This is a genomic window from Desulfobacteraceae bacterium (genome assembly GCA_022340425.1).
In the GTDB taxonomy this organism is placed as follows: domain Bacteria; phylum Desulfobacterota; class Desulfobacteria; order Desulfobacterales; family JAABRJ01; genus JAABRJ01.
Genome location: JAJDNY010000020.1, coordinates 1 through 24,216, shown reverse-complemented (window position 1 = coordinate 24,216; position 24,216 = coordinate 1). Strand labels below are relative to the sequence as shown.

Annotated in this window: 22 protein-coding genes; 7 read left to right on the top strand and 15 right to left on the bottom strand. The window is 63.8% G+C overall.

The window, feature by feature from the left end; genetic code table 11:
- The 12 genes from LJE63_02025 to LJE63_01970 all read right to left on the bottom strand — a co-directional run.
- Nucleotides 1–259 (bottom strand): (2Fe-2S)-binding protein (locus tag LJE63_02025; protein ID MCG6905376.1); only part of this gene is annotated, 259 nt, incomplete at its 3' end.
- Between the two features lie 70 nt (nt 260–329).
- Nucleotides 330–974 (bottom strand): nucleotidyltransferase family protein, encoded by a 645-nt coding sequence (locus LJE63_02020; protein MCG6905375.1) that lies wholly within the window; start codon nt 972–974, stop codon nt 330–332.
- A 48-nt stretch (nt 975–1,022) separates the two neighbouring features.
- Nucleotides 1,023–4,637, bottom strand: coding sequence for a bifunctional proline dehydrogenase/L-glutamate gamma-semialdehyde dehydrogenase (locus LJE63_02015; protein ID MCG6905374.1), 3,615 nt, complete (start codon nt 4,635–4,637; stop codon nt 1,023–1,025).
- Nucleotides 4,638–4,810: 173 nt separating this feature from the next.
- On the bottom strand, nt 4,811–5,527 hold the full coding sequence (locus LJE63_02010; protein MCG6905373.1) for an ABC transporter ATP-binding protein: 717 nt from the start codon (nt 5,525–5,527) through the stop codon (nt 4,811–4,813).
- A gap of 11 nt (nt 5,528–5,538) precedes the next feature.
- Entirely contained in the window at nt 5,539–6,303 is a 765-nt protein-coding gene (locus tag LJE63_02005) for an ABC transporter ATP-binding protein (GenBank protein ID MCG6905372.1), read from the bottom strand.
- The gene (locus LJE63_02000) at nt 6,300–7,262 is read right to left on the bottom strand and encodes a branched-chain amino acid ABC transporter permease (GenBank protein MCG6905371.1); all 963 of its coding nucleotides are present in this window, start codon (nt 7,260–7,262) and stop codon (nt 6,300–6,302) included. The genes LJE63_02005 and LJE63_02000 overlap by 4 nt, the downstream gene beginning before the upstream one ends.
- A complete protein-coding gene (locus tag LJE63_01995) occupies nt 7,259–8,164 on the bottom strand; it encodes a branched-chain amino acid ABC transporter permease (GenBank protein MCG6905370.1) in 906 nt (301 codons plus the stop codon). Before LJE63_01995 ends, LJE63_02000 begins: the two co-directional genes overlap by 4 nt.
- A gap of 165 nt (nt 8,165–8,329) precedes the next feature.
- On the bottom strand, nt 8,330–9,448 hold the full coding sequence (locus tag LJE63_01990; protein ID MCG6905369.1) for a branched-chain amino acid ABC transporter substrate-binding protein: 1,119 nt from the start codon (nt 9,446–9,448) through the stop codon (nt 8,330–8,332).
- Nucleotides 9,449–9,762: 314 nt separating this feature from the next.
- Entirely contained in the window at nt 9,763–10,104 is a 342-nt protein-coding gene (locus LJE63_01985) for an MTH938/NDUFAF3 family protein (GenBank protein ID MCG6905368.1), read from the bottom strand.
- Between the two features lie 64 nt (nt 10,105–10,168).
- Nucleotides 10,169–10,606, bottom strand: coding sequence for a hypothetical protein (locus tag LJE63_01980; GenBank protein ID MCG6905367.1), 438 nt, complete (start codon nt 10,604–10,606; stop codon nt 10,169–10,171).
- 65 nt (nt 10,607–10,671) lie between these two features.
- Nucleotides 10,672–13,446, bottom strand: coding sequence for a hypothetical protein (locus tag LJE63_01975; GenBank protein MCG6905366.1), 2,775 nt, complete (start codon nt 13,444–13,446; stop codon nt 10,672–10,674).
- Between the two features lie 25 nt (nt 13,447–13,471).
- Nucleotides 13,472–14,281: a CbbQ/NirQ/NorQ/GpvN family protein gene (locus tag LJE63_01970; protein MCG6905365.1), complete on the bottom strand. Its 810-nt coding sequence runs from the start codon at nt 14,279–14,281 to the stop codon at nt 13,472–13,474.
- 283 nt (nt 14,282–14,564) lie between these two features.
- On the opposite strand from LJE63_01970, the gene LJE63_01965 reads away from it, so the two are divergent.
- On the top strand, nt 14,565–15,479 hold the full coding sequence (locus tag LJE63_01965; GenBank protein MCG6905364.1) for a sugar phosphate isomerase/epimerase: 915 nt from the start codon (nt 14,565–14,567) through the stop codon (nt 15,477–15,479).
- Entirely contained in the window at nt 15,433–15,912 is a 480-nt protein-coding gene (locus LJE63_01960) for a hypothetical protein (protein ID MCG6905363.1), read from the top strand. The genes LJE63_01965 and LJE63_01960 overlap by 47 nt, the downstream gene beginning before the upstream one ends.
- A gap of 46 nt (nt 15,913–15,958) precedes the next feature.
- On the opposite strand, the gene LJE63_01955 is transcribed toward LJE63_01960, so the two are convergent.
- From LJE63_01955 to LJE63_01945, 3 genes are all read right to left on the bottom strand, one after another.
- Nucleotides 15,959–17,644 (bottom strand): iron ABC transporter permease, encoded by a 1,686-nt coding sequence (locus LJE63_01955; GenBank protein ID MCG6905362.1) that lies wholly within the window; start codon nt 17,642–17,644, stop codon nt 15,959–15,961.
- A gap of 12 nt (nt 17,645–17,656) precedes the next feature.
- Nucleotides 17,657–18,739, bottom strand: coding sequence for an ABC transporter ATP-binding protein (locus tag LJE63_01950; protein MCG6905361.1), 1,083 nt, complete (start codon nt 18,737–18,739; stop codon nt 17,657–17,659).
- Between the two features lie 73 nt (nt 18,740–18,812).
- Nucleotides 18,813–19,799 (bottom strand): extracellular solute-binding protein, encoded by a 987-nt coding sequence (locus LJE63_01945; GenBank protein ID MCG6905360.1) that lies wholly within the window; start codon nt 19,797–19,799, stop codon nt 18,813–18,815.
- Nucleotides 19,800–20,177: 378 nt separating this feature from the next.
- Here LJE63_01945 and LJE63_01940 point away from each other — a divergent pair, with 378 nt between their 5' ends.
- The 5 genes from LJE63_01940 to LJE63_01920 form a co-directional block, all read left to right on the top strand.
- Nucleotides 20,178–20,738, top strand: coding sequence for a TetR/AcrR family transcriptional regulator (locus tag LJE63_01940; GenBank protein MCG6905359.1), 561 nt, complete (start codon nt 20,178–20,180; stop codon nt 20,736–20,738).
- Between the two features lie 256 nt (nt 20,739–20,994).
- Nucleotides 20,995–22,032, top strand: coding sequence for a TRAP transporter substrate-binding protein DctP (gene dctP / locus LJE63_01935; protein MCG6905358.1), 1,038 nt, complete (start codon nt 20,995–20,997; stop codon nt 22,030–22,032).
- Between the two features lie 116 nt (nt 22,033–22,148).
- A complete protein-coding gene (locus LJE63_01930) occupies nt 22,149–22,670 on the top strand; it encodes a TRAP transporter small permease subunit (GenBank protein MCG6905357.1) in 522 nt (173 codons plus the stop codon).
- Nucleotides 22,667–23,968 (top strand): TRAP transporter large permease, encoded by a 1,302-nt coding sequence (locus LJE63_01925; protein MCG6905356.1) that lies wholly within the window; start codon nt 22,667–22,669, stop codon nt 23,966–23,968. Before LJE63_01930 ends, LJE63_01925 begins: the two co-directional genes overlap by 4 nt.
- Nucleotides 23,969–23,985: 17 nt before the next feature.
- The coding region (locus LJE63_01920; GenBank protein MCG6905355.1) for an enoyl-CoA hydratase/isomerase family protein at nt 23,986–24,216 on the top strand (231 nt) is incomplete at its 3' end.

Genomic DNA, 24,216 nt, shown 5'->3' with positions numbered 1-24,216 from the left:
CCAGGATGCGGGCCTGGCAGGCCAGCCGGACCGATCGGGCCAGCACATCCGGCCCCAGGCTTTCGGCTTCGGCCTGGCTCGGCGGCGAGAGGTGGGCGGCGGGCTCGGCAATCACCCGGCACTGGCCGCAGACCCCCTTGCCGCCGCAGTCGAAGCGGATCGGGATGCCCGGCGGGGCCAGGTCTCCCAGGGTCGTCCCGGCTTCGGCCTGGACCGCAACCCCCATGGGCTGAAACACGACCCGGTGGCGTGCGCCCATGAGCGGGATTTCCTCCGGGCGGGAAGATGGGTGCGCACCCCCCGAGGGCCGCGGGTCGTCCAGGTTCGGGTCAGGGGAATCGGGTTTCAAGGGCCTTGAGATCCTGGTAGTCCTGCCAGGTGTCCACATCCAGATGAATCCCGGGATCCGCCACCGCGACCCATTCGATCCGGCCGGCATACTCCCGCAAAAGCCCGCGGGCCCCCACATCACCGCTCAGGGTGCCCAGACGCGGGAAAAGCGACCGGTCGATCAGCACCGGATTGCCCCGGCGCCCCCTGAAGGTCGGCACCACCACCGGGGCGAGGTTTCGCCGGTAGCCGGCCAGGACCCGCGCGATCAGACCCGGCGTGACCAGGGGCTGGTCGCCCAGCAGGAAAAGGGCCGCCGGGCAGGCCGGGGGCAGGGCTGCAAGGCCCCGAATGAGGGAGGTGCTCTGACCGCGTCGGTAATCCGGATTGATGGTCACCCGGGTGTCGCTGAGGTCCACTTCCCGGCGAACCCGGGCGGCGCCGTGTCCCAGCACCACGACCACCGGCTGCAGGCCGGCATCCCGGGCACTGGCCACCACATGGGCCAGCAGCGGTTTGCCCCTAAAGGGCAGCAGCTGTTTGGGGCAGCCCATCCGGCGGCTGCTTCCGGCCGCCAGTACGACCCCGGCAACCGGGGCCGCGGCGGCCGTCTGGCGCCGAAGCTCATCAGGGTTCGAACCCATGGAAGGTCCCCTCTGCCGGCGGGCGGCCCGGGGCCATGGGCCTGCAACTCAAAGCGCCCGCTCTCCCAGGTTGCCGTAGCGGTGGTAGCTGTCGCAGATGCTCTGCTCCAGGAAGTAGTTCAGCATCTCGATCCGTCCCTCCATCAGCACCGGGTTGCGGGCGATGTAAAACCCGGTCCTGGCCGCCGCGGCGAACACCGCCGCCGGCACCCGCTCCGGTCCGGCATAGCGGATGCGCTCCAGATTTTGCAGCTGGCCGGCCAGGGCCGCATCCGCCTCGCGAACCACCTCGGCCCCGTCCACCAGCCGTCGACCCTCCCGGCCGTCGAGAAAAGTTGTGACCGCATTGTCCAACGCGGGCGGGATGCTCACCCGCAGGGGGCAGCGGGCGATCCGGACCGCGGCGATGCGCGCCAGGGCGTCGAAGAGGCTGTCGCGCCGATCCAGCCGCACGGCCACGGCGCCCACCGGCCGGTAGCGAAAGATGTTGTCCTGGCCGCGGAGGTGAAAATAGTCCTTGGACCGGGAGAATTCCTGCTCGTAGTGGTAGAGGTAGCTCTTGACGGCGCGCACGGTTTTATCCAAGTCGGCCCGCAGCGCCGGGTCAAACGCCCCCCAGGCGAGATTCTGCTGCCATTCCTGGATCAGCCGCAGCAGGGCGCTCTCCTTCTCCAGGGCGCCGACCACCGGCGGGGCGGTGTCGCGGAAAGTCATGAACTGGGTGACGTAATTCGGGCTGCCGGCCTTGATGCCGGCCCCCAGGGCCGATTTGCGCATGCCGCCGAAGGGCTGCCGCAGCACGATGGCCCCGGTGGTGCCGCGGTTGATGTAGAGGTTGCCGGCCCGGATGCCGGCGATCCAGCGGGCCTGCTCGCGTTTGTCGAGGCTTTCGAGCCCCGAGGTCAGGCCGTAGCCGGTCTGGTTGACCAGGCGGATGGCGTGTTCCAGATTCTCGGCGCGCATCACGCCCAGCACCGGGCCGAAGAACTCGGTGAGATGGGTGTAGCTGCCCGGCTGCACCCCCCACTTGATCCCCGGCGTCCAGAGGTAGGGGTTGTCCTTGGCCGGGCGCGGAACCAGGGCCCAGGATTCGCCGGGCTCAAGCGTGGTCAGGGCTCGCAGCAGGTCGCCGCGCGGCGGCTGGATCAGCGGCCCGACCTTGTTTTCGAAATCCCAGGCGGAGCCCACCGCCAGGCTGCTGGCGGCATCCACCAGATGCTTGCGAAACGCTGGGCTGTCGTAGACCTCCCTTTCCAGGATCAGCAGCGAGGTGGCCGAGCACTTCTGGCCGCTGTTGCTGAAGGCCGAGTGCAGCATGTTCTTGATGGCCTGGTCGCGGTCGGACATGGCCGTTACGATGGTGGCGTTTTTACCGCCGGTCTCGGCCGCCAGGCGCAGCTCGGGACGCTGCCGCAGAAGGGCCAGGCCGGTGTCCGTGCCGCCGGTCAAAATAATGAAATCCACATCGGGGTGGGCGGCCAGCTCGCGGCCGGTGGAGCCGCCGGCGCAGGGCAGAAACTGCAGCACGTTGCGCGACACACCGGCCTCCCAGAACGCACAACACAGCTGCCATGCGCTCAGCACTGCGGCCGACGCCGGTTTGAAGATCACGGTGTTGCCGGCGGCGAGCGCGGCGCTTAGCCCGCCGCAGGGGATCGCGATGGGAAAGTTCCAGGGGGTGATGACCAGCCCGACCCCCCGGCCGGCGCAGGCAACGGTTTCCAGATTGGCAAAGCGCTGCGCGCTGAAGGGATAGAATTCGGCAAAATCCACCGCCTCGGACACCTCGGGGTCGGATTCGGTCAGAACCTTGCCGGTGTTGGCCGCAGCTGCGCCCATCAGGTCGGCGCGCGCCCGGCGCAGGGCCATGGCCACCCGGTCGAGCACCGCGTGGCGCTCGGCGTAAGACTTGGCGCGCCACCCGTCGGGGTCGGCCTTGGCCACCGCCACCGCCCGGGCGACGTCCTCGCGGCTGGCCAGGGCGCAGCGCGCCACGCGGATCCGCACAGCGCTGGATTCGGCAATCTGGTTGGGGTCGACCACCTCGCGGATCTCACGCTCGGCAAACACCTCCCGGCCGGCCAGCACCAGGGGAATCTCCAGGGGGGGGTCATCAGCGGATTTGCGCCACTTCCGGCGAATCCCGTCGGCCCAGCGGCGGTTGGCGGCCACCGCCCAGTCGGTGTCGGGCTCGTTGGTGAAGGCGCGCGTGTGGAAGGTGCCCATCTCCTCGGGGAATTCCTCCCGGCCGCGGTCCTGAATGCGATGGGGGGTCTTGCCGGCCCGCTCCTGGTGGGCGAGGGCCTCCAGAAACTGGTTTTTTAGAAAGTTCCAGCGGGCGGAGCCGGTCTGCAGGTCGAAGGAGTGCCGCAGGAAGTTTTCCTCGGCGGTGTTTTCATCCAGGCGCCGGATCAGGTAGGCGATGGCGTTGATGAACTGGTCTTGGGTGGCCACGGGGGCATAGAGCAGGACGTCGCCGGAGATTTCCTGGACGGCGCGGCGCACGTGGTCGGCCATGCCCTCCAGCATCTCGAAGGAGAAGCAGTCGGAAACGCCGTGGTGGCGGGCGAGCTCGCAGGCATAGGCCAGGTCGAAGAGATTGTGCGAGGCCACACCCAAATGCACCGCCCGGATGTTTTCCGGAAGCATGCCGAAGGCCACCATGCGCTTGTAGTTGGCGTCGACGTCCTTTTTGTTGTCGTAGGGCGCCAGGGGCCAGTTGTTGAGGGCGGCCTCGACCTGCTCCATTTCCATGTTGGCGCCCTTAACGATACGGATCTTGATGGGGCTGCCACCGTCGGCCACCCGCCGCCGGGCCCAGTCGGTCAGCTCCCGCTGGAGGTGGTAGGAGTCCGGCAGGTAGGCCTGCAGAACGATACCGGCGGCGTGGCCCTTGAATTCGGGGTGCTCCAAGGTGCGGGTGAAGGCCGCGGCCGTGATCTCGAGATCCCGGTATTCCTCCATGTCCAGATTGACGAACTTGGGCACCCGCCGGCCATCGCGATCTTCGTAGAGATTGTCCCGGGCCGCGCGGTAGAGCTGGGAAAGACGCTCTCCCAGAACCGCCAGGGTGTGTTCGAAGGCCAGGGAGGAAATCTGGGAGAAAATCGTCGATATCTTGACCGAAATGTACTCGATATCGGGCCGCCGGAGGTCGGCCAGGTAGGTCTCCAGGCGGTAGCGGGCCTCCTCCTCGCCCAGCACCGCCTCCCCGAGGTGGTTGATGTTCATCCGCACCCCGGCCTGGCGGCGGCTTTCCAGGTGGGGCATGAGCACCTCGGGTTCGCCGGCGATGATGGCGCGGCTGCTGTTGCGGCGCAGCTGGGCGATGATGCGGGGCACCGAAAGTTTCGGGAAATGCCGCCCCAGCGCCATGAACAGCCGCACCAGGAACGTTTCGCTGACGCTGAAAAACGCCGGGATGCCGTACCTGCGAAAGATGGTGTTGAGCTGGTCGGCCACCCGTGCGGGGCTCTCGGCGCGGAAGCTCTGGTCCATCATCTTGGTCAGGATGACCTTGTCCAGGGGGTGCGAGAGCAGGCGCCGCATCTGGTTCTGCAGGCGCCTCTCCTCACGGGTCAGCAGCGCGTTGGCGCGGTCCTGCCATCTGGCCGCCAGCCCCAGGGCGGCGGCTACGATCGGGTCTTGGGAAGGCGTCTTCATGGCTGGGATGGTCCTCCGTTGGTCTGGCCGCAAACCCAGGCTGGCGTGTCACATCTGGGGAGATTCGAAAAAAAAGCGGGCGGCCCGCTCTTCCCGCTGCCCAAGGGGCGCTGCCAATGCCGCACACGCCCCGGAAGGCGGGCATCCCGGCGGCGGCACGTTTCAGCGCGGCCTCAGTGCGCCTGGCCGCCCAGATAGGCATTGCGCACTTCGGGGTTGCTGAGCAGGGCTTCGGCCGTGTCCTCCAGCACGACCCGGCCGACCTCCATGACATAGCCGCGATGGGCGAGCTTCAGTGCCGCGCGCGCGTTCTGCTCCACCAGCACGACGGTCACACCGGCGCGGTTGATTTCGCGGATGGTTTCAAAAATCGTCTTCACCAGGATGGGGGCGAGCCCCAGGCTGGGTTCGTCCAGCAGCAGAATCCGGGGTGCGGCCATCAGCGCCCGGCCGATGGCCAGCATCTGCTGCTCGCCGCCGCTTAAGGTGCCGGCCATCTGCTGGGAGCGCTCCTTGAGGCGCGGGAAAAGGGTGTAGATCCAGGCCAGGGTCTTCTGGCTGCCGGCGGGGTCGGTGGCGGTGAAGGCGCCCAGGTTGAGGTTCTCGTTGACCGTCAGGGTACCGAACACCCGCCGGCCTTCGGGCGCCTGGGCGATCCCGCGCTTGACCACCTGGTGGGCCTTGAGGGTGTGCAGCGGGGTGTTGCGAAAGAGGATGCTGCCCTCGGAAACCTTGACCAGCCCGCTGATGGCCATCAGGGTGGTGGATTTGCCGGCCCCGTTGGCGCCCAGGATGGTGACGATTTCACCCTCGTCGACCTCCAGGCTGATGCCGTGCAGGGCCTCCACGTTGCCGTATTTGACATGCAGGTTCTCGAGCTTCAGCAGCATCGCCGGCCCCTCTACTCCTCGTCTGTGCCCAGGTAGGCTTCGATCACCCGGGGGTTTTGCTTGATGGCGGCGGGGTCGCCCTCGGCAATCTTGGAGCCGTATTCGACCACCACGATCTGCTCGCAAACCTTCATCACCAGGCTCATGTCGTGTTCGATCAGCAGCACCGTGACGCCCCGGGCGCGGATGTTGCGGATCAGCCCCACCAGCGCGGCGGTCTCTTGATCGTTCATGCCGCCGGCGGGTTCGTCCAGAATGATCAGGCGCGGCTGGGTCGCCAGGGCGCGCGCGATTTCAAGCAGCCGCTGGTTGCCGTATGACAGGTTGGCCGCCATCTGATCGGCCTGCTGGCCCAGCCCCACGAAGCGCAGCTCGGCCATGGCCAGCTCCAGGGCCTTTTGCTCCTCGCGGCGCTGGAAGGGCAGACGCGTCATGGCCGCCAGGGCGCCGGCGCGCATGCGGCAGTGGCAGCCGGCCAGTACGTTCTCCAGGGCCGAGAGCTTCTGGAAGAGGCGGATGGTCTGAAAGGTGCGCGCAATCCCGAGGGCGACGATCTGATGGGTCGGCAACTTGACCACGGAACGCTCTTCGAAGCGGATGTCCCCCTGGTTCGGGCGGTAGTTGCCGGTGATGAGGTTGAAGATCGTCGTCTTGCCGGCCCCGTTGGGCCCGATCAGCCCGACGATGGAACCGCTCTCGACCGTGTAGGAAACATTGTCCACGGCCTTCAGACCGCCGAAGGTCTTGGTCACCTTGTCCAACTGCAGCAGGCTCATGGCTTGGCCTCCCCCGCCAGCCGATCGCCCACCGGTGGGTATTTGCGGGGCTGGGGCGGCAGAATGCCCTCGGTCCTGAAGATCATCATCGCCACCATCGCAGCCCCGAAGATCAGCATCCGGGCGGTGGCAAACTCCCTGAAGATCTCCGGCAGGCCGACCACCAGAAAGGCCCCCAGAATGACACCGGGAATGCTGCCCGACCCGCCCAGCAGGACGATCATGAACATGACCACCGACTCCCAGAAATTGAAGGATTCGGGAGCGATGATGGTCATTTTGGCCGCGTACAGGGTGCCCACCATCCCCGCCCAGAAGGCCCCGATGACGAACGCCGCCAGCTTGTAGTGGGCCGTGTTGATGCCGCTGCCCTCGGCGGCCACGTCGTCCTCGCGCAGATAGGTCAAGGCGCGGCCGAAGCGGGAGTTTTCCAGGCGGTAAAAGAGGTAGATGGTGACCGCCATGAAGGCCCAGATCAGATAGAAGAACTCGTGGGGCCGGCGGATTTTGAAGCCGAAGATCTCGGGGCGCGCGATGCCGAAAATGCCGTTGGCCCCGCCGGTGATGCCGAAGACGTTGTTGATCAGCGCGATCCGGACGATTTCCACCATCCCGATGGTGACGATCAGCAGATAGTCACCCCGCAAGTGGATGATGGGGCGGGCCACGATCAGGGCGAAAAAACCGGCCACCAGGCCGCTGAGGGGCATCAGCCAGAGGACCGGGATGTGATAGGTGGTGTTGAGGATCGCGGTGGTATAGGCGCCGATGGCGTAAAAGGCGGCGTGCCCCATGTGGAACATCCCGGCGTAGCCCAAAATCACGTTCAGGCTCAGCGCCAGGATGCCGTAGAGGCCGACGTTGTTGAGCACATCCACCCAGTAGGCATTCAGAAAAACCGGCAGCACCACCAGAATGCCGCAGAACAGCGCGTAGATGAGGGATCGTCTGGTCTTCATACTTTTTCCGCCACCCGTTCACCGAGAAGACCGGTGGGGCGCACGATCAGGATAAGGATCAGCACACAGAAGGCGATCGCGTCCTTCCAGGCGATGGAAATATAGGCCGCCCCCAGGGCTTCGATCACCCCCAGGAGAATCCCGCCCACCATGGCTCCCGGAATGTTGCCGATGCCGCCCAGGATGGCCGCGGTAAAGGCCTTGAGGCCGTAAATCCAACCCATGGTGAAGTTGATCTGACCGTAATAGAGGCCCACCATCAATCCGGCGGCCCCGCCCAGGGAGGGGCCGATGAGAAAGACGATCATGATCACCTTGTCGACATCGATGCCCATCAGCCGCGCGGCCCCCTGGTCGATGGCCGCCGCCCGGATGGCGGTCCCGATCTTGGTACGCTGGATGAACAGATAGAGGGCCACCATCAGCAGCACCGATGTCAGCAACATCAGGATGCGGATCAGGGGGATCTGGAGGCCGAAGATGTTGACGGCGACCTTGGGCAGGATGTCGTGGGGGTAGACCCGGAAGCGCGCCCCATAGATCAGCATGACCGTGTTCTGGAAAAAGATCGAGGCCCCCAGGGCGGAGACGACGGCCGAAAGCCGCGGGGATTCGCGCAGGGGCCGGTAGGCGATGCGCTCCAGCAGGGCCCCGATGACGCCCACCAGACCCATGACCATCACGGCCAGCAGCAGCACGGCGCCAAGCGGCCCCAGGCGGTCGGCCAGGCCCATGGTGGTCAGCAGGGTCAACCCCAGGTAGGCGCCGATGGTGAAGAGGTCGCCGTGGGCGAAGTTGATCAGCTTCAGGACCCCGTAGACCATCGTGTAGCCGAGGGCGATCAGGGCGTAGATCCCGCCGACCGCCAGACCGTTGGTGAGTTGCTGGAAAAACTGTTCCATTCTGGGTACCATCGGTTGGGGGTTGACCGGCCCGGTGGCCGGGGCAGCGGCGTCAGGCAAGCCTGCGGGCAAAGGTCGAAAGCAGTCGCCGGAAGCAAGCGGCGGCCCCCCGGCGGGGAGGCGCCGCCGCTTCCGACGGCAGGTCAGGCGAGCAGCGGCAACCGGCTAGGGCAGCAGCTTGAAGTTGCCGTCGGCATCCACTTCGTAGACGCGATAGAGGTCCCCCACCCGGTCGCCCTTCTCGTTGAAGGAGATGGTGCCGGTCAGGCCGGGGAAATCTTTCAACTGGTTGTGCAGGTAGTCGGCCAGCTTGTCCGGGTCGGTGGATTCGGTGGCCTTGATGGCCTCCACCACGACCCGGAACCCGTCACCGGAGAGTACCGCCCAGACCGATCCGGGGGTGGCGTTGAACTTTTTCTGGTAGCTGGCCAGAAACTGCTGGGCTTCAGGGGAAGGAAGGTCCTGGGGGACCGGGGGGCTGAGGAAGAGGAACCCCTGGGCCGCATCTTTACCGGCGATCTTGACCAGGTCCGGGTTGTTGGTGGCGTCGCCGCCGATGAAGGGCACGTCCCAGTTCATCTCCTTTTTCTGACGCAGAAAAAGGCCTGCTTCGGGATAGTAGCCGGTGAAAAAAACCACATCCGGGCCGGCGGCCTTCAGCTTGGTGAGAATCGCGCTGTAGTCGCGCTCACCGGGGGTGATGGCTTCGAAAAAAACGATGTTGGCGCCCTTCTGGTCCAGCAGCATCTTGGCCTCATCGGCCAGCCCCTTGCTGTAGGTGGTGTTGTCGTGCAGGACGGCAATCTTTTCAAACCCCATCTTCGCCAGGGTGTCGACGGCCACCCGGCCCTGCTCGTCGTCCCGGGGGGAAGTCCGGAAGAAGTATTTCAGGCCCTTTTCCGAGAGGCGGATGGCCGTGGAACCGTTGGCCACCTGGATGATCTTGGATTCGTCGAAGATGTTCTGGGAGGCCTCGGTCACCGAGGAGCCGTAAGTCCCGATCACCGCCACAATGCCCTGGGTGGCCAGCCGCTGCGCGGCCAGGGCCGCGGTGCGGGGGTCGCCGCCGTCGTCTTCGGTGACGACCGTGATCTGCTGGCCGAGAACGCCGCCGGCCGCGTTTACCTCCTCGGCCAGCAGCTCGACGATCTGTTTCATGTCCTGGCCCTCACTGGCCCAGGATCCGGTCAGCGGGCACATCAACCCGATTTTGACGGCATCGGCCGCAAAGGCCGCGCCTGCAATCAGACACAAGACAGCCGACAAGCAAAGCGCCTTCTTCATAGAATTTCTCCTTCTCCGTTGGGGTTAAACCTGCAGCTTGCGGCATCGCGGAAAAAAGCGGGACCATCTGCAAAGCCGCGCCATGACCGTCGGATGTTCCGCGAAACCGTCCAAACTAGTAATTCCTAACAAATGCGCCGGAAGGTGTCAACGACCCAAACGGCATTCAATTGCCGGGGATTTCAGGGGGGCTTTGGGGCCCTGTCGGGTGGGAGGAACGCGCCATCGGCGGGTGGACCCGCGGCGCCGAATTTCAGGCGCCGGCACGCCTCGGGTGCCGGTTCCAGGACGGGTATAGGGGAAGGGGGCGCGCCTCAGCAGGTCAGGTGAAAGCACCCGCCCACGCGGCCGGTCGGCCAATGGCGGTTGAAGTCCGCGGCAGCCTCCCGGTTGGCCGCGGCCCTGAAGGTGATTCCGAGGCCGGCCAGACGGGCGGCAAGCGTCGGCTCGGGCGCCATCCGGCCGTAGACGCCGGTACCGGCCACGATCAGCGCGGGGGCCGCTTCGACCAGCTGCCGGAGGTCCGCAAAGCTCAACCGGTGGCCCGATTTTCGCCGCCAGCCGGGGGTTACCCGACCGTCAGGGAAGATGATCAGATCGCTCTCGTAGCGCTTTCCGGCGATGGTGATGCGGCCGAATTCAACTTGGGTGATCATGACGCCGTCTCCGCAGGGGGCCTGCCGCCGCGCGGCCATCCAAAGCCAGAGGCGACCGGCCGTTTCAGGGGGTTTCGGTGGGGGTGCCGGGCTCCGCACCCAGAAGTTCCTTGAGCAGGTCCCGCAGCGGGGAGGCCAGCGGCCGCCAGCGGGGCTGGACGGCCCGGTCCGCGTGCCAGGTGAACTCCACCTGGTCGAGACGTTCGGGCACCACGTTCTGGTTGTTTTGGCCGTAGACCACCTCGGGGTTGTACTCCACAAACAGCATCCGATTCGGGTCGATGCCGAACTCCTGGGTGACACGGGTGGCGATGTGGCTGGTGCAGCTGCGGATGGACATGGGGCTGCCGGGGACGTCCTGGATGACCACGATAATCGGCTTCAGGTGCGCGACCCCGGCCCCCTTGCGTAGATCGTAGATCCGCAGACGGCAGCGGCCGCTGGCCAGACGCAGCAGGCCGCCCCAACCTTCCCATTCGAAGATGTCGTCATGAATCTGCATGCAATCCCCCGTCTCTGGCGATTGTCTCGGTGCGTGAAAAAAAGATAAGCCCGCCGGGACGCCTTTCAACTGCGGGTGAGGGCGCTGTAAATGCGCAGCAGCTTGTCAGGCAGCTCCCGCACGTCAGAGATGACGTTGTGGTGGACATTGCCGTAGAGCGCGTCCAAATTGGGGTCGGCGGCCAGGTTGACCGTAATCGCGTGGGTGTGGATGGCCCGGGAGCGGGCCTCGAAAATGGCCCGGCGGGTATCGGCGATGGCGTAGGCCTTTTTGTAGTTGACGTCGTTGGGAAAGCCGTCGCCCAGAATGATCAGGAGCCGCACGCGGGCCGGCACCTGGGCCAGCTGGCGGGTGGCGTGGCGGATGGCCGCACCCATGCGGGTGCTGCGCTGGGGCGCCATGGCGTTGATCCGCCCGCGGACCGCGTCGGTCACCGCTTCGTCAAAATCCTTGATGCGGCAATAGTCGACCCCCAGCCGCCCGGTGCCCGAGAAGCCGGCGATGGCGAAGGCGTCGCCCACCACCGCCAGGGCCTCGCAGAAAAGGACGATGGCCTCCTGCTCCACCTCGAGGACCGTGGCCCGGGAGCCGTAGACGGTGTTGGCGGTGGAGCGCGAGAGGTCCACCAGGAGCAGCACGGCCACGTCCCGCTGCTGCTTGATGCGCTTGATGTAGAGGCGGTCGGAGGGCATCAGGCCGATTTTGCGGTCGATGGCGAAATCCAGCATGGCCCGGTAGTCGAACTCATCGCCCTCCACCCAGCGCCGCAGCAGCTTCAGGCCTTCGGGCTTGAGCAGCTCGAAGCAGTGGCGCACCCGCCGGACCAGCCCGCGGCAGCGCTCCAGGGTGCGGCCGTAAAAATCCCCCTCCCGGCCGGCGACCACGCGGTCGATCACCCGGACGTGGTCGTGCAGGTAATCCCCCAGCCCCTCGTCCCACTCCCAGTACCAGGCCACCGGCCAGCCGCCCGCATCGGCATCCGCTTCGGGGAGCGCGTCACCGCCCAGAATGTCGGCCAGGTCCAGCCAGGAGAAATCGGCCGCAGCATTTTCGCCGCTTCCCGCCGCCGGCGGCCCCAGGATCAGGCTGCCCAGATCGTCCGTGGAGAGGCGGCCGTCTTGGGCCGCCAACTTGACGGCCACGTCGGATTTATAGACCCGCAGCCCCTTTTCGGCCAGGCGAATCTTGATGGCGTGCGCCAGGGCGTCGAATCGCGCGTGGGCCCTGAAGAAAAGATCGGGCCGCACCCGGCGGCCAAAGGGGGCGCGCAACCGCGCGGGAGACGGCGGCGCCGTCTCGCCGGCAGCGGCCGAGGGGGCCATGGTGCCGGCCACGAGCGGGTAGGCCGCCAGCACCAGGGCGCCGACTGCCGTCACCGGGGTCCCGGCGCCCACCTCACGCGCAAACAGCGCCGTCAGCCGCGCGATGGCGGCCTCACCCGCGCCGATATCCCCCATCCCCAGGGCGATCCGGGCATAGAGGTTGTCCAGCAGCGCGCCGCCCGAAGTGGCCTGAGTCCCGCGCCCGACCTCCTGCTGCAGCAGCGGCAGCGTCCGTCGGGCCAGCCCGGGGTAGGCGGCCGTCAGGGCCAGGCGCAGCCGGCCGTGCTCGAACACCGTGAAAAGATCCGCCGCCAGGCCGGGGTGTGGAAACAGATCGAAAAACCGTTCCAGGTCCGAGGCCCCGCCGTCACCAGCCGGCAAGACAACCTCCAGGTCTTCGCCCAGCAACCCCTGGACCGGTCGCCGGGCCAGGCGATCGCGCAGCTTTTCCAGATCGAAGTCATAGGTGCCGAGTTCGTAGTAGGCCGCCTCCAGGCGCGTCAGGCTTTTGAAAAGATCCAGATTAGCGGCCTGGCTGCTGAAGCGGCTGATCTCATCGGGCAGATAAATCGCCCTGCCGTCCGAGCAGACCAACGGCGGCTCCACCCCGCCGGCAGTCAGAAGGCCGGCCAGGGCCGAGAGCGGCCGGATGGCGATGGGCAGCCCGGTGCGCGCCCGCAGGTAGCGGCTCAGGCGCCCCTGGACCTGGCTGAGCGGCACGGCCACCTGCAGGGCGGCGAAATCGGTGACCGCCGAATCGGCCTCCAGGGCCAGGTAGCGGGCGGCAAGGGATTCATCGCGGGCGGCCTTGGCGAGGCCTTGGGAGACGAAGCGGTTCAGGGCGGTTTCGGACAAGAGGTGAAGCTTGCGGGCGAAGCCCTCCAGGTAGGGCTCGGCCAACCGGAAGCTGGTGCGCACCACCCGCCGCAGCTGCCGGAGCTGCCAGCGCCTTTTTTCCGGGGCGAGGGCCTGGAGGGCCTTGGGCAGGGCGATGGCGAAGCGCTGGCACTCGCCATAGGTCAGCTCCTGGGAAAAGGTGTCCCGCAGCAGGCCGAGATAGACGTCCGCGGCGTCGCGGTCATCGGAGGCGAGCAGCCGCGCCAGCCCTTCCAGGGGGCCCTTGAGGGTGAACGGCCCCTGGGCCAGCATGATCCCCACGGTGGTCAGGAAGCGGTCCTGCAGCCCCGGCTCATTCACGGCCAGCACCCGCGCCAGATGCTCGGCCATGATCGTCCCGACCGTCGGGCCCTTCTGACCGAATTCGGTCACCAGCCGGTGGTATTCGGCCACCTGGTCCGGGGGCGCCTCCGCCCGGATCAGGCGGCAGTATCCCCAGCCGATGGTCCGGCCCAGGGCGGTTTCCTGGCTCAGGCCCCCGATGACGTCCGCCAGCAGCCACTTGGCGGTCTCGGCGGCGATCGGGCCCGGAAAGCCTTCCAGCTCGGCGGCCAGCTGACGGGCGGCCTCGGGATTGGCGGCAGTCAACCGGCGGCAGAGGGCATCCGGGGTGGTGGTCATGGCAGGAAACGGCGGTGGGCGGACATCAGAAAATGTCCTCGATGAGATCGTAGAGGGTCTCCTGCAGGCCCTCGTCGTCGGTCAGCGGCAGGCAGATGGCGCTGCGGCAGGCCTGCTTGACGGACACCCCCCGGCGCATGAGCTGCGCCGCGTAGATCAGGAGCCGCGTGCTGGCGCCTTCGGTCAGGCCCTGCTCGCGGATATTGCGGATCTTGCCGGCCAGTGAGACCAACTTGGCGGCCGTCGCGAGCTCGACGGCGCCCTCGCGGGCCACGATCTCGGCCTCCTGGTCGGCGGTGGGGTAGTCGAAATCCAGCGCCACGAACCGCTGGCGAGTGCTCTGCTTGAGGTCCTTGAGCACCGACTGGTAGCCGGGATTGTAGGAGAGCACCAGCAGAAAGTCGGGGTGCGCCCGCAGGATCTCGCCCTTCTTGTCGATGGCCAGGGTCCGACGGTTGTCGCTCAGCGGGTGGATGACCACCGTAGTGTCCTTGCGGGCCTCGACGATCTCGTCCAGGTAGCAGATGGCGCCGATGCGCACTGCCAGGGTCAGGGGCCCGTCGACCCAGACCGTTTCGTCGTTTTTGAGCAGGTAGCGGCCGATCAGGTCCGAGGCGAACAGGTCCTCGTGGCAGGCCACGGTGATCAGCGGCCGCGCCAGGCGGTAGGCCATGAACTCCACGAAGCGGGTCTTGCCGCAACCGGTGGGCCCCTTGAGGATCACGGGCAGACGTGCGTCATAGGCCGCCTCGAACAACGGGATCTCGTTGCCGCCGGGCAGATAGTAGGGTTCGGTCTGAATCCGAAACGCCGCCGCTTGGGGGGACGCTGTCATGGTCGCAAACCTCCGCTGGATGGGATCGTCACCGCCGCGGCGCGGGCTGCGGGCCGGTGGGAGTAAAAGAACTTTTTATCGCAACGCCCCCCGGGGAAGTCAAGGGGTTTGAGGGTGCGGGAAAGCCGGAAAGGGCTCCGCTGCCCCTGGCGCATGCCATCTTGCGGAGAACCTTCGGCAGGGACGCGGCGCTTGAAATCCAGACCGTCATCTGCTACGTCGCCACCTTGACCAGGGGTCGGTCGCCGCCCCCCCATTCCGCCTCAAAAAAAGGATTGCCGGCATGCTCGCCCTTTCCACCTCGTGGTGCTCTTCGACCCTCAGCGACGGCCCTGAGCTGGTGGCGGTCGTGGCCCGGCATGGGGTCGCGGGCGTCGAACTGGACTACCGCATCGGCGCCAAAACCTTCGGGCCGATGCCGGCGGCCTTGAAGCGCGCCGGTTTAACGGTGGTGAGCGTCCACAATTTCTGCCCCCATCCCGCCGACATGGCCCGCTTCAGCCCCAGCGGCGATCTGCTCTCCCTCTCGGACCGCGAAAAAGAGATCCGTCGGCGGGCCGTTGCCCTGACCGCCCGCACCCTGGAGATCGCCGCCGAGTTGGAGGCCGGGGTGGTGGTCCTGCACTGCGGGCGGGTGGCAATGGAACCCGAGATCCCGGCCTGGCAGCGGTTGTTCGACACCGACCAGATCCGCAGCGAATGCGGCCGGGAATTTGCGGCCCGCAAACTGGCCCAGCGCGACCGGCTCAAAGGCCCCCACCTGGATGCCCTGTGCTTCAGCCTGGATAGCCTGCTGCGCCTGGCCGAACGGCACGGCCTGCGGCTGGGCCTCGAAAATCGAGTCCACTTCCACGAACTGCCCGGCCCGGAAGACTTTGCGCTTCTTTTCGAGAAGTTTGCGGGCGCGCCCCTGGGCTACTGGCACGACACCGGCCACGCGCAGCGCAACGCGGCCCTGGGCATCTGCACCCCGCAAAGCCTGCTGGCGGCCGGCGCAAAGCATCTCCTTGGCCTGCATCTCCACGACGCCCGCGGCCTGACGGACCACCTCCCCCTGGGCAGCGGCGAGATCGACTTTGGCGCGCTCAAACCGTTTCTCGCCGCCGGCATCCCGCGGGTCATCGAACTGACCCCCGGCACTCCCGAGGCGGATGTCACCACCAGCATCCGCTATTGCCATCAAAACGGCCTGGCCTGAAGGCAGGCCGCCTCCGGAGGCCACCTATCACGGGGAAAAATCCCCTGAGGCCCACGGAAGAGCATCGGGCGGCTTTTGCCCGCCGGCTTCTGCCGGCGAGCTGAAACCCACTTCGCCCTGCCGTTTAGTAGCGGGGCCTGCTCATCGCTTGCCACCGGCGTCATCGACATCGCCTGCGGCTTTCACGCCCACGCCCCCCGGCAATATCCAGGTGCCGGCCGACGGGCGACCTATCATTTTGCTGCGGGAGCAGACCGTCGGCGGCTTCACGGTCATCGCCACGGTGATATCTCCGGACCTCTTCCGCATCGCCCAGGCCAAGCCGGGTGACAGCGTCCGATTCGTCCGCCTGGACCTTGGAGAAGCCCACGCGGTCCTCCGGAAATGGAACCGCTTTCTCGAGGAGACCGAACAGGGTTTGATGGATTCGTGAAAGACGGGAAGCGCCGGCAGGGCCGCCGGATGCCGGGGTCAGTTGTTCAGCCCCCGGCCGCCATGGGCTTGAACCGGGCCCCGACCAGCGTTGCCAGGACCACCAGCACGGTGGAGATGCCGATCATCAGGATGCCCAGGGCCGATAGCTTGCCCCACAGACCGTCTTCGGCAAAGCGCAGGATCTGGACCGCCAACACCTCGGTGCCCGGCCGGGAGAGCACCACCGAGAGGGTCAGCTCGCGGAGGAACATCGTGGCCATGAGGATCCAGCCCGACACGATGCCGGGAACCAGTAGCGGAATCACGATGCGCCGCATGGTGGTCCAATTGCCGGCCCCGCACACCAGGGAAGACTCCTCCAGGTGGCTGTGGATCTGGATGAAGGCGCTGGCCATGGGGCGGATGCCGTAGGGCAGGTAGGTGGCGATATAGCCGATCAGCAGCGCCCAGAGGGTGGCGTAGAGGGGGGTTTGAACGAAAAACCACATGAACCCCACCCCGATGACGATGCCCGGAAAGGAGAAGGACAGGAAACTCAAGGATTCCAATATGCTCGCCCCCCGGGTTTTCACCTTGACGATCACATAGGCCACGAAGATCGAGAGCACCACCCCCAAGGTGGCCCCCACCACCCCGAGAAACAGGCTGTTTTTTAACGACAGCAGCGAAATCGGGTCGTGAAGCACATCGGCCCAGTGTTTCCAGGACATCATCGAAAATGCTCTGGGGCTCGGCACCATCGTGTAGGGAACCATGGAGCTGTATAACAGGACCAGCACCGGCAGGACAATCAAAACAGCGGAAAGCAGACCCACCGCCAGAAACATCGGCAGCCGGGCACCCTTCAACTGGATCACCGTGGGGCGATACCCACGGCTGGAGATGGTCACAAACTTTTCGCTCTCGGCGGTCAGGTGGCGGTAGACCAGAATCAGGGTGATGGAGGTGGCCAGCACGCTCATGCCAACGGCCGCGGCCTTGCCGAAATCCGCGGCAAACCCCCTGGCGATGCTGTTGTAGATGTGGGTGGCCAGCACCGTGATGCGGCCGGGCATGCCGATCACCGACGGCACGGCGAATGAGGCCAGGGATCGAATGACCCCCAGGATGAAAGCGGCCAGAATCGCCGGTCGCAGCACCGGCAGGGTCACCCGCAACAAGGTCCTCAGGTTGGAGGCGCCGCTGACCTTGGAGGATTCCTCCAGGGCCACATCGAAGGAGGCCATTGCCGGAGCGATGATCAGATAGGCGATGGGCAGATCCAGCAGGCCTTCCACCAGGATCATCCCCCACAGCGAATAGATGTTCAGCGGCGCCGCATCCAGGGACAGGACCTGCTTTAAAAACAGGTTGATCATGCCGTTGGACGGGTTGAGCAGCAGCACCCAGCTCACGGAAAAGAGGATATGGGGGATCATCATGGGAATCAGAGAGATGATCTTGAACAGGAATTTGAAGGGGATATCGGTACGGTTGTTCAGATAGGAAAGGAAAAGCGCCAGGGCCGTCGCCACCAGCGAGGATCCCAGGACGAAAATCACGGTGTTGACGATCACCTCGGCAAATGCCGGGTCGGTATAGGCCTGGATGTATTTTTCGAGGGTAAAGGTCCCAAAGGCCCCCAATCCCTTGGAAAAACTGCCGAAAATCAACATGATTACGGGGCAGACGGTGAGAAAGCCCACGATCGAAACCAGGGAATAGGTCAGCGCCGGGCGGGTCTTGTACATTCCGGTTCCTTTTCAGGCGGCCAGCATGAAGCAGTGGGCGGGAGCGATCAGCAGGTGAACGCTATCCCCCTGGCCTACCCGGACATCCGGGGGGATCTTGGCCACCAGCCGCTGGTCGCGGACGAGGATTTCCCCCTCGTAGGCCTCGCCGATAAAGGACAGCAGGTCCACCTTGCCCTGGACCACGTTCTCACCGCCGCCCTCGGATACCAGCTGGATAAATTCCGGCCGCACGCAGAGGACCACTTCGGTGCCGGGCTTGAAATCGGTGCGTTTCTGGCAAACGACCCTCCCGATGGCCGACTCCACCACGGACCGGTCCTCCAGATGGCCCGCAACCCGCGCCGGGATCAGGTTGGCCCGGCCGATGAAATCGGCCACAAACTGGTGGTCGGCGTCGAAATAGATTTTTTGAGGCCCCCCGATTTCCATGATCCGGCCGCTGTGCATGACGGCGATGGTATCCGAGAGGCTCAGCGCTTCGATCCGGTCATGGGTCACATAGACTGCGGTAATCTTCAAGGCGTTCAAAAATCGCTTGAGCTCTTTTCGGGTTTCCTCCCGAAGCTTGGCGTCCAGGTTGCTCAACGGCTCGTCGAACAGGATGACCTTCGGCTCGGCCACCAGCGCCCGGGCCAGGGCCACCCGCTGCTGCTGCCCGCCGGAGAGCTTGGTGGCCGGTCGTTTCTCGAACCCCTCCAACTGCACGAAGCGCAGGATGTCGGCCACCTTGCGCTGAATCCGCTGCCCCGGGAACTTGCGCACCTGAAGCGGATAGGCGACGTTGTCGAAGACTGTCATGTGGGGCCAGATGGCGTAGGTTTGAAACACCATCCCCAGACCGCGTTTTTCCGGCGGAACCTGGATGTGTTTCTCCCTGGACCAGACGATGTCGTCGCCGATTGCGATTTCGCCGGCATCCGGCGATTCCAGGCCGACGATGCACCGCAAGAGGGTCGTTTTACCGCAGCCGCTGGGTCCCAGCAGGGTGAAAATCTCGTTGGCCGGTATGGTCAGATCCACCCGGTCCAGGGCGCGAATCGTCTTGCCCTCTGAAAAATAATGTTTGCTGAGGTCTGTGATCCGGATCTGCATGGCGGCCTTTCAACCGGCCATCGGGCGCGCGTTGCGCACAACGCGGCCCGATGGCGAAAGAAAACCGGCGGGGTCAGGGCGCTTCAAATATCGTCCGGAATTCGGCGCCCCACTTTTCGATCTCTTCATCCGAGAGTTCCCGGATGGCCATCACCTGGGCGGTGTCCATGCCGTCGATGGGTGGAAAGACCCCCGGCGCCAGCACGTATTCGCCCACATCGGTGGCCAGTTTGGCCATGGCCTCCCCGGACAGCCAGAAATCGATAAACAGCTTGCCCGCATTGGGGTGCGGCGCCTTGGCGGTCAGGGCGATGCCCCTGGGAGAACCCAGCAGCGGCTGCTCCACCCGGGCCCAGTCCAGGGGTGCCGGCGCCTTGGTGATGATGTACTTGGGCATGGAGATCGCAATCCATTTTTCTCCGCTTTCCACCGGCGCCGGGGTGGGCCCGAAGGAGGCCACGAACATCGGTTTGTTGGCGGCCAGCCCCTTTAGAAAGGCCCGCCAGTCCGCCTCGGATGCAAAAATGTTCTCCTTGAGACCGACTAGCCAGGAAATCGTGGTGGCATGGGAGGCCGGGTTGGCCATGACGATTTTGTCCTTCCATTTGGGATCGGCCAGATCCTCATAGCGCCTGGGGACATCCTCGGCCTTTACCAGCTCCTTGTTGTAGATCAGGGCCACGTATTCGATGCCGAAAATCTGAATGTGTTCGTCTTTTCGGGTCCACTCGGGATAGTCCGCGGCAGCCGGCGAGCTGTAGGGGGCCAGCACGCCCTGGTTTTTGAGCATCTCCAGAACCGGCAGCGGCGCCTGGACCACGTCGGCCATGAGTTTCCCGGCCTGAAACTCCGTCATGACCGTGGCCAGAAACTTGGAGGTGGAAATCCGGGTGTATTCCCCCTTGACGCCGGTGGCGGCGGAGAACGCCTCCATGATGGGCTCGATGGCCGTGATATTGGCATAAAAAGCGGCTTTGCCCTCTTCTTTAGCCGCGTCCGAGGCCATAACCGGCGCGGCCAGCAAAAAGCCCACAACCCCCCAGATAACCCATTTTTTCATCGGTGACCTCCTTTTGCTGAGTGTTTGGATCCTGTGGCGGGACCGAATTGCGCGTGGATGGTCTGGCCTTTTGGGGCCCGCATCCCATCGGGGCCAGATTATACCCCGGGCGATTTTTTGGCAACCCGTCATTCCCTGCTTCCGCCCCGACTTCCCGTGACGAAGGGGGCTTTGCGCTTTTTTAGGGGCGTGTGCAGGCGCCCACAGGGCTGACAGATTTTATGAACCAAATTTTTTTTATTTCAAGACTTCAAAAATTTAAAAAATATCATTGACAGGCGCAGGACAATCTGCCTATAGAAAAAAACAAACCGACCGACCGGTAGGAAAAATAAATTTAACTATTTTTTTTAATTATAAATTTTTAATAAAGAACTTATGAAAGAGAATATAAAAAAGGCCGCCATCAATCTTTTTTACAAAAAGGGGTATTTTGCCACCAGTATGAGCAATATCGCCCTGGCGACCGGCATCAGAAAATCCAGCATCTATCATCACTACGCAACGAAGGAAGACATTCTGCTGGATATTCTCAGAACGACCATGAACGACCTTCAAGAAGCCTTGCAGAAACGATTGGCCGAAGCCAGCGGCGCAGAGGCGAAAATCAAGGCCGTGATCCACTGCCACATCGATTTTCATGTTCAGCGCCAGAAAGAGACGATTATCGCGGACAGCGAACTCAGGGGCCTGACAGCCAAAAACTACAAAGAAATCATTCAGATGCGTGACGACTACGAAAAACACCTCCAGAATGTGCTGGAGGAGAGCGTCGCTGAGGGGAGTTTTGCCGCATCGGACACAAAAATCATCTCATATGCCATTTTGTCCATGTGCACCGGGGTCCACACCTGGTTTAAAAAGTCCGGGCGCCTGTCGAAGCAGGCGATCGCGGATATCTATACCGAGTTCATCCTGAAAGGATTGGCCAAACCCTGACGGTTCCGCAAAAAGGCCAATTTCTGCGTTGCGCTGCATCTCGAAGTCGCTGCGGCGTACAGGTGTACGCCTCACTCCTCGAGATTTGCGCGCCTTGAACTTGGCCTTTTTTCGAAACCGTCCGAATTTTGACTTACCAGTTCATCAAACCCTGAGCAGTCACGAACTTTGATGCTGGAAACCAGAAGGGGGGTGGGACGGAGAGGATTGTGGCGTGCACTTTTGGATCAAACCCAAGACACCCAAGGAGAGGAAAATGGCTAAACTATTGAGGGCTAAAATCACGATCGTTCTGGTATCGGCGCTGGCGTGCTGGTTCGTTTTTTCCTTCGCGGCCACCGATGCCCGCTGTGAAACCTACAAATGGAAAATCAGTCAGGGAATTGCCGAAGACCACCCCGCCGCCGCCCGGTGCAAACAGTTTGCGGCGGTTGTCGCGGAAAAATCCGGTGGCAAGATCACCCTGTCGTATTTTCCATCGGGTGCGCTGGGGGACTGGATGGAGCAGATCGAAGCCAACCGGATGGGCACCCTGGAGATCGGGCTCAACGCCGGATCCACCTCCTATGACCCCCGAACGAACCTGATGTTCATGCCTTACCTCTTCGCCACCTGGGACGAAGCCCGCGCCGCCATCGGCTCCGAGGGCTGGCTCACCCCCATTTTCGATGAACTCTACTCCCAGATCGGGCTCAAGGTGCTCGGGATCTATTTGAACGCCTGGGACGGGATGGCCTACACGAAGCGGGTCACCAAGGTGGCCAAGGTCCCCGCGGATTACGCCGGCATCAAGATGCGCGTGCCGCCGATTCGGATTTTCGAAGTCTATATCCCCACCCTGGGCTTCATATCGACGCCCATCGCCTACTCGGAGACCTTTACCGCCCTCCAAACCGGCATTGTCGATGCGAGATCCGCTTGCCCCGCCGTCGAGGCCTACGTCATGCGGGATGCACTTTCGTACTGGGTGGCGACGCGCGACTGCTTTGAATACTGGTTTTTGACCATCAACAAAGCGCTCTGGGATTCTCTGTCCGATGAAGACAAGGCGATATTGAGCAGTGCCGCCGATGAGGTCATGAAGGAACAGGCGCTTGCCGCGGAAAAGGATGAAAACGAATTCAAACAGAAGCTGGTGGATGCCGGTGTCAAGGTTTACGAGGTGACCGATGAGGAATGGCAGGCGGGGGCGAAGGTGGTTCGCGCCAAAGCCTGGCCGGTTATTCAGGATGAGCTTCTGGGGTCGCTTCTCATGGAAAAAGTGAAGGCCCATGCAACCCAGATCCCCGAGTGATGGCGGTCGCTGAACATCGCAGGCGTTCCTTTTTCAGGGTTTAAATCGCAAGGGCCGGGAAATTGCCGGCCCTCGCTTCAAAAGAAAGATGGGAACCCGCCATGCCATGGAAAACGATGCATCGATTTTTTTCAGTCGCGGACAGGGTTATCGATAAAAGCGCCAGCGCGCTGATCATTGCCGGCGGCGCACTCGTCACGCTGTCAGTGGTGTTGCAGGTCCTGCTGAGATATGTGTTCAAGGTCCCGCTTTTCGGCTTGGAGGAATTTTCGAGGTTGATCGCCGTGTGGGTCTACTTCCTGGGCGCGATCTTCGGAACCAAGTGGGACGCCCATGTCCAGGGTGACGTGGCCGGGCGGATTTTTACCACCAACCGTTCGAAGGCCGTGATCAAGACCATCGCCTGGGCGATCAGCCTCCTGGTCTGCATCCTCTTTCTCTACCACTCCGCAAAATACTGCATCTGGCTCCACGGAACCGGAGAAAGAACCACCGGCCTGTGGTGGCCGCGAATCTACAGCGTCGGCAGCATGCTTTTCGGCGCCTTTTTCATGACCCTCTACAGCACCGCCAATCTGATCAAATACTCACGAGCAGCCGGCGGCCGGCTGGACCCCACACCGGGAGGTGCCACATGACGGTCGTCATCGCGGTAATGGCTCTGGTGGTTGTGATCATGTTGTTGGGCGTGCCGGTGGGCTTTGCCTTCGGCCTGGGTGGTTTCGCCATTCTGGCGATCACCGGGCTGGACCCCCGCTTTGCCATCCCGGCGGCCTTTCGCAACCTGGAATCCTATACTCTGCTTGCCCTGCCACTCTTCATCATGGCCGGCGGGCTGATGCGCGATGCGGACATATCCAAGCGCCTGATCGCCTTCACGATGGCTTTTTTGGGCCGGATACGAGGGGGGCTGGGGATGGTCTGCGTGGTGTCGTGCACCATCTTCGGCGCCATCTCGGGTTCGGCCTCGGCGGCCATTGCCGCCATCGGATCGGTCATGATACCGGAGATGGTGGAGCAGGGCTACTCGCGGGGCTACGCCACGGGTCTGGTGGCCGCGTCATCGATGCTGGCCCTGCTCATTCCGCCCAGCATCCCGATGATCGTTTTCGCCATGACGGCGCAGATCTCCATTCTGGCCGCTTTCCTGAGCACCCTGCTGCCCGGCGTGCTCATGATGACGGCCTACTGCATCATCAACCTGATCATGAGCCGGCGGATGCAATCGTTGAAGGTCGCCCCCAAAATGCCCTTGCCCCAAACCATCGCGGAGATCGGCCGGTCCACCCGGCATGCGGGGTTTGCGCTTTTCATGCCGGTCCTGGTCCTCGGCGGGATTTACGGCGGCGTCTTCACCCCCACCGAAGCCGCCGGCATGTCGGCGGTTTATGCCGTGCTGGTGGGCTTTTTCGTCTACAGGAAAATGACCCTCAAAGGGGTGGGCAGCAACATCAAAAGCTCCATGGTGACATCCGGGGTGGTCATGATCCTGCTCTTTTTTATCCTGATGGTCAGCAGGATCATGGTGACCTACCAGGTCCCCCAGCAGTTGACGGAGTTCATTTTCAGCTTCACCACCAACAAGTGGCTCGTGCTGTTGATGCTCAATGTCATTCTTCTCTTGATGGGCATGCTGGTGGACGATGTCTCCGGCAACATCCTCTCGGCCGCCATCCTGCTGCCGATTGCCAAATCGGTGGGGATCGACCCGATTCATTTTGCCGCCATTTCGGTCACCAATTTGTCCCTGGGCAATATCACCCCGCCGTGCGCCCCCATGTTGTACCTGGCCGGCCTGATCGGCGGCAATCTGCCCCTCAACGAATACGTCAAACCGGCCGCCTTCTTTATGATTTTCGGTGCGGTCCCGGTTATCCTGGCAGTCACCTATGTGCCCGAATTCGCCCTGATTCTGGTAAACCTGTTTCTGAAATAAGAAAAAGGAGGCGTCCGTTGGAAGAAACCGCCGTGCTCTTTCAAAAAGAAGGCAATATCGGAATCATCCGATTCAATCGGCCGCACCGTCTGAATGCCATCAACCAATCGCTGTTAAAGGGATTTGTCGACCAACTGCACGTCGCGCAACAAGATCCCGACGTCCGATCCGTCATCCTGACCGGCGCCGGTCGCGCCTTTTGCGCCGGAGAGGATCTCAAAGAGACTTCAGCCGGTAAAAGCTTCACC

Coding starts and splice junctions, on each gene's coding strand:
- LJE63_02020 (MCG6905375.1), bottom strand. CDS start 974: ATGGGTTCGAACCCTGATGAGCTTCGGCGCCAGACGGCCGCCGCGGCC.
- LJE63_02015 (MCG6905374.1), bottom strand. CDS start 4,637: ATGAAGACGCCTTCCCAAGACCCGATCGTAGCCGCCGCCCTGGGGCTG.
- LJE63_02010 (MCG6905373.1), bottom strand. CDS start 5,527: ATGCTGCTGAAGCTCGAGAACCTGCATGTCAAATACGGCAACGTGGAG.
- LJE63_02005 (MCG6905372.1), bottom strand. CDS start 6,303: ATGAGCCTGCTGCAGTTGGACAAGGTGACCAAGACCTTCGGCGGTCTG.
- LJE63_02000 (MCG6905371.1), bottom strand. CDS start 7,262: ATGAAGACCAGACGATCCCTCATCTACGCGCTGTTCTGCGGCATTCTG.
- LJE63_01995 (MCG6905370.1), bottom strand. CDS start 8,164: ATGGAACAGTTTTTCCAGCAACTCACCAACGGTCTGGCGGTCGGCGGG.
- LJE63_01990 (MCG6905369.1), bottom strand. CDS start 9,448: ATGAAGAAGGCGCTTTGCTTGTCGGCTGTCTTGTGTCTGATTGCAGGC.
- LJE63_01985 (MCG6905368.1), bottom strand. CDS start 10,104: ATGATCACCCAAGTTGAATTCGGCCGCATCACCATCGCCGGAAAGCGC.
- LJE63_01980 (MCG6905367.1), bottom strand. CDS start 10,606: ATGCAGATTCATGACGACATCTTCGAATGGGAAGGTTGGGGCGGCCTG.
- LJE63_01975 (MCG6905366.1), bottom strand. CDS start 13,446: ATGACCACCACCCCGGATGCCCTCTGCCGCCGGTTGACTGCCGCCAAT.
- LJE63_01970 (MCG6905365.1), bottom strand. CDS start 14,281: ATGACAGCGTCCCCCCAAGCGGCGGCGTTTCGGATTCAGACCGAACCC.
- LJE63_01965 (MCG6905364.1), top strand. CDS start 14,565: ATGCTCGCCCTTTCCACCTCGTGGTGCTCTTCGACCCTCAGCGACGGC.
- LJE63_01960 (MCG6905363.1), top strand. CDS start 15,433: ATGTCACCACCAGCATCCGCTATTGCCATCAAAACGGCCTGGCCTGAA.
- LJE63_01955 (MCG6905362.1), bottom strand. CDS start 17,644: ATGTACAAGACCCGCCCGGCGCTGACCTATTCCCTGGTTTCGATCGTG.
- LJE63_01950 (MCG6905361.1), bottom strand. CDS start 18,739: ATGCAGATCCGGATCACAGACCTCAGCAAACATTATTTTTCAGAGGGC.
- LJE63_01945 (MCG6905360.1), bottom strand. CDS start 19,799: ATGAAAAAATGGGTTATCTGGGGGGTTGTGGGCTTTTTGCTGGCCGCG.
- LJE63_01940 (MCG6905359.1), top strand. CDS start 20,178: ATGAAAGAGAATATAAAAAAGGCCGCCATCAATCTTTTTTACAAAAAG.
- dctP (MCG6905358.1), top strand. CDS start 20,995: ATGGCTAAACTATTGAGGGCTAAAATCACGATCGTTCTGGTATCGGCG.
- LJE63_01930 (MCG6905357.1), top strand. CDS start 22,149: ATGCATCGATTTTTTTCAGTCGCGGACAGGGTTATCGATAAAAGCGCC.
- LJE63_01925 (MCG6905356.1), top strand. CDS start 22,667: ATGACGGTCGTCATCGCGGTAATGGCTCTGGTGGTTGTGATCATGTTG.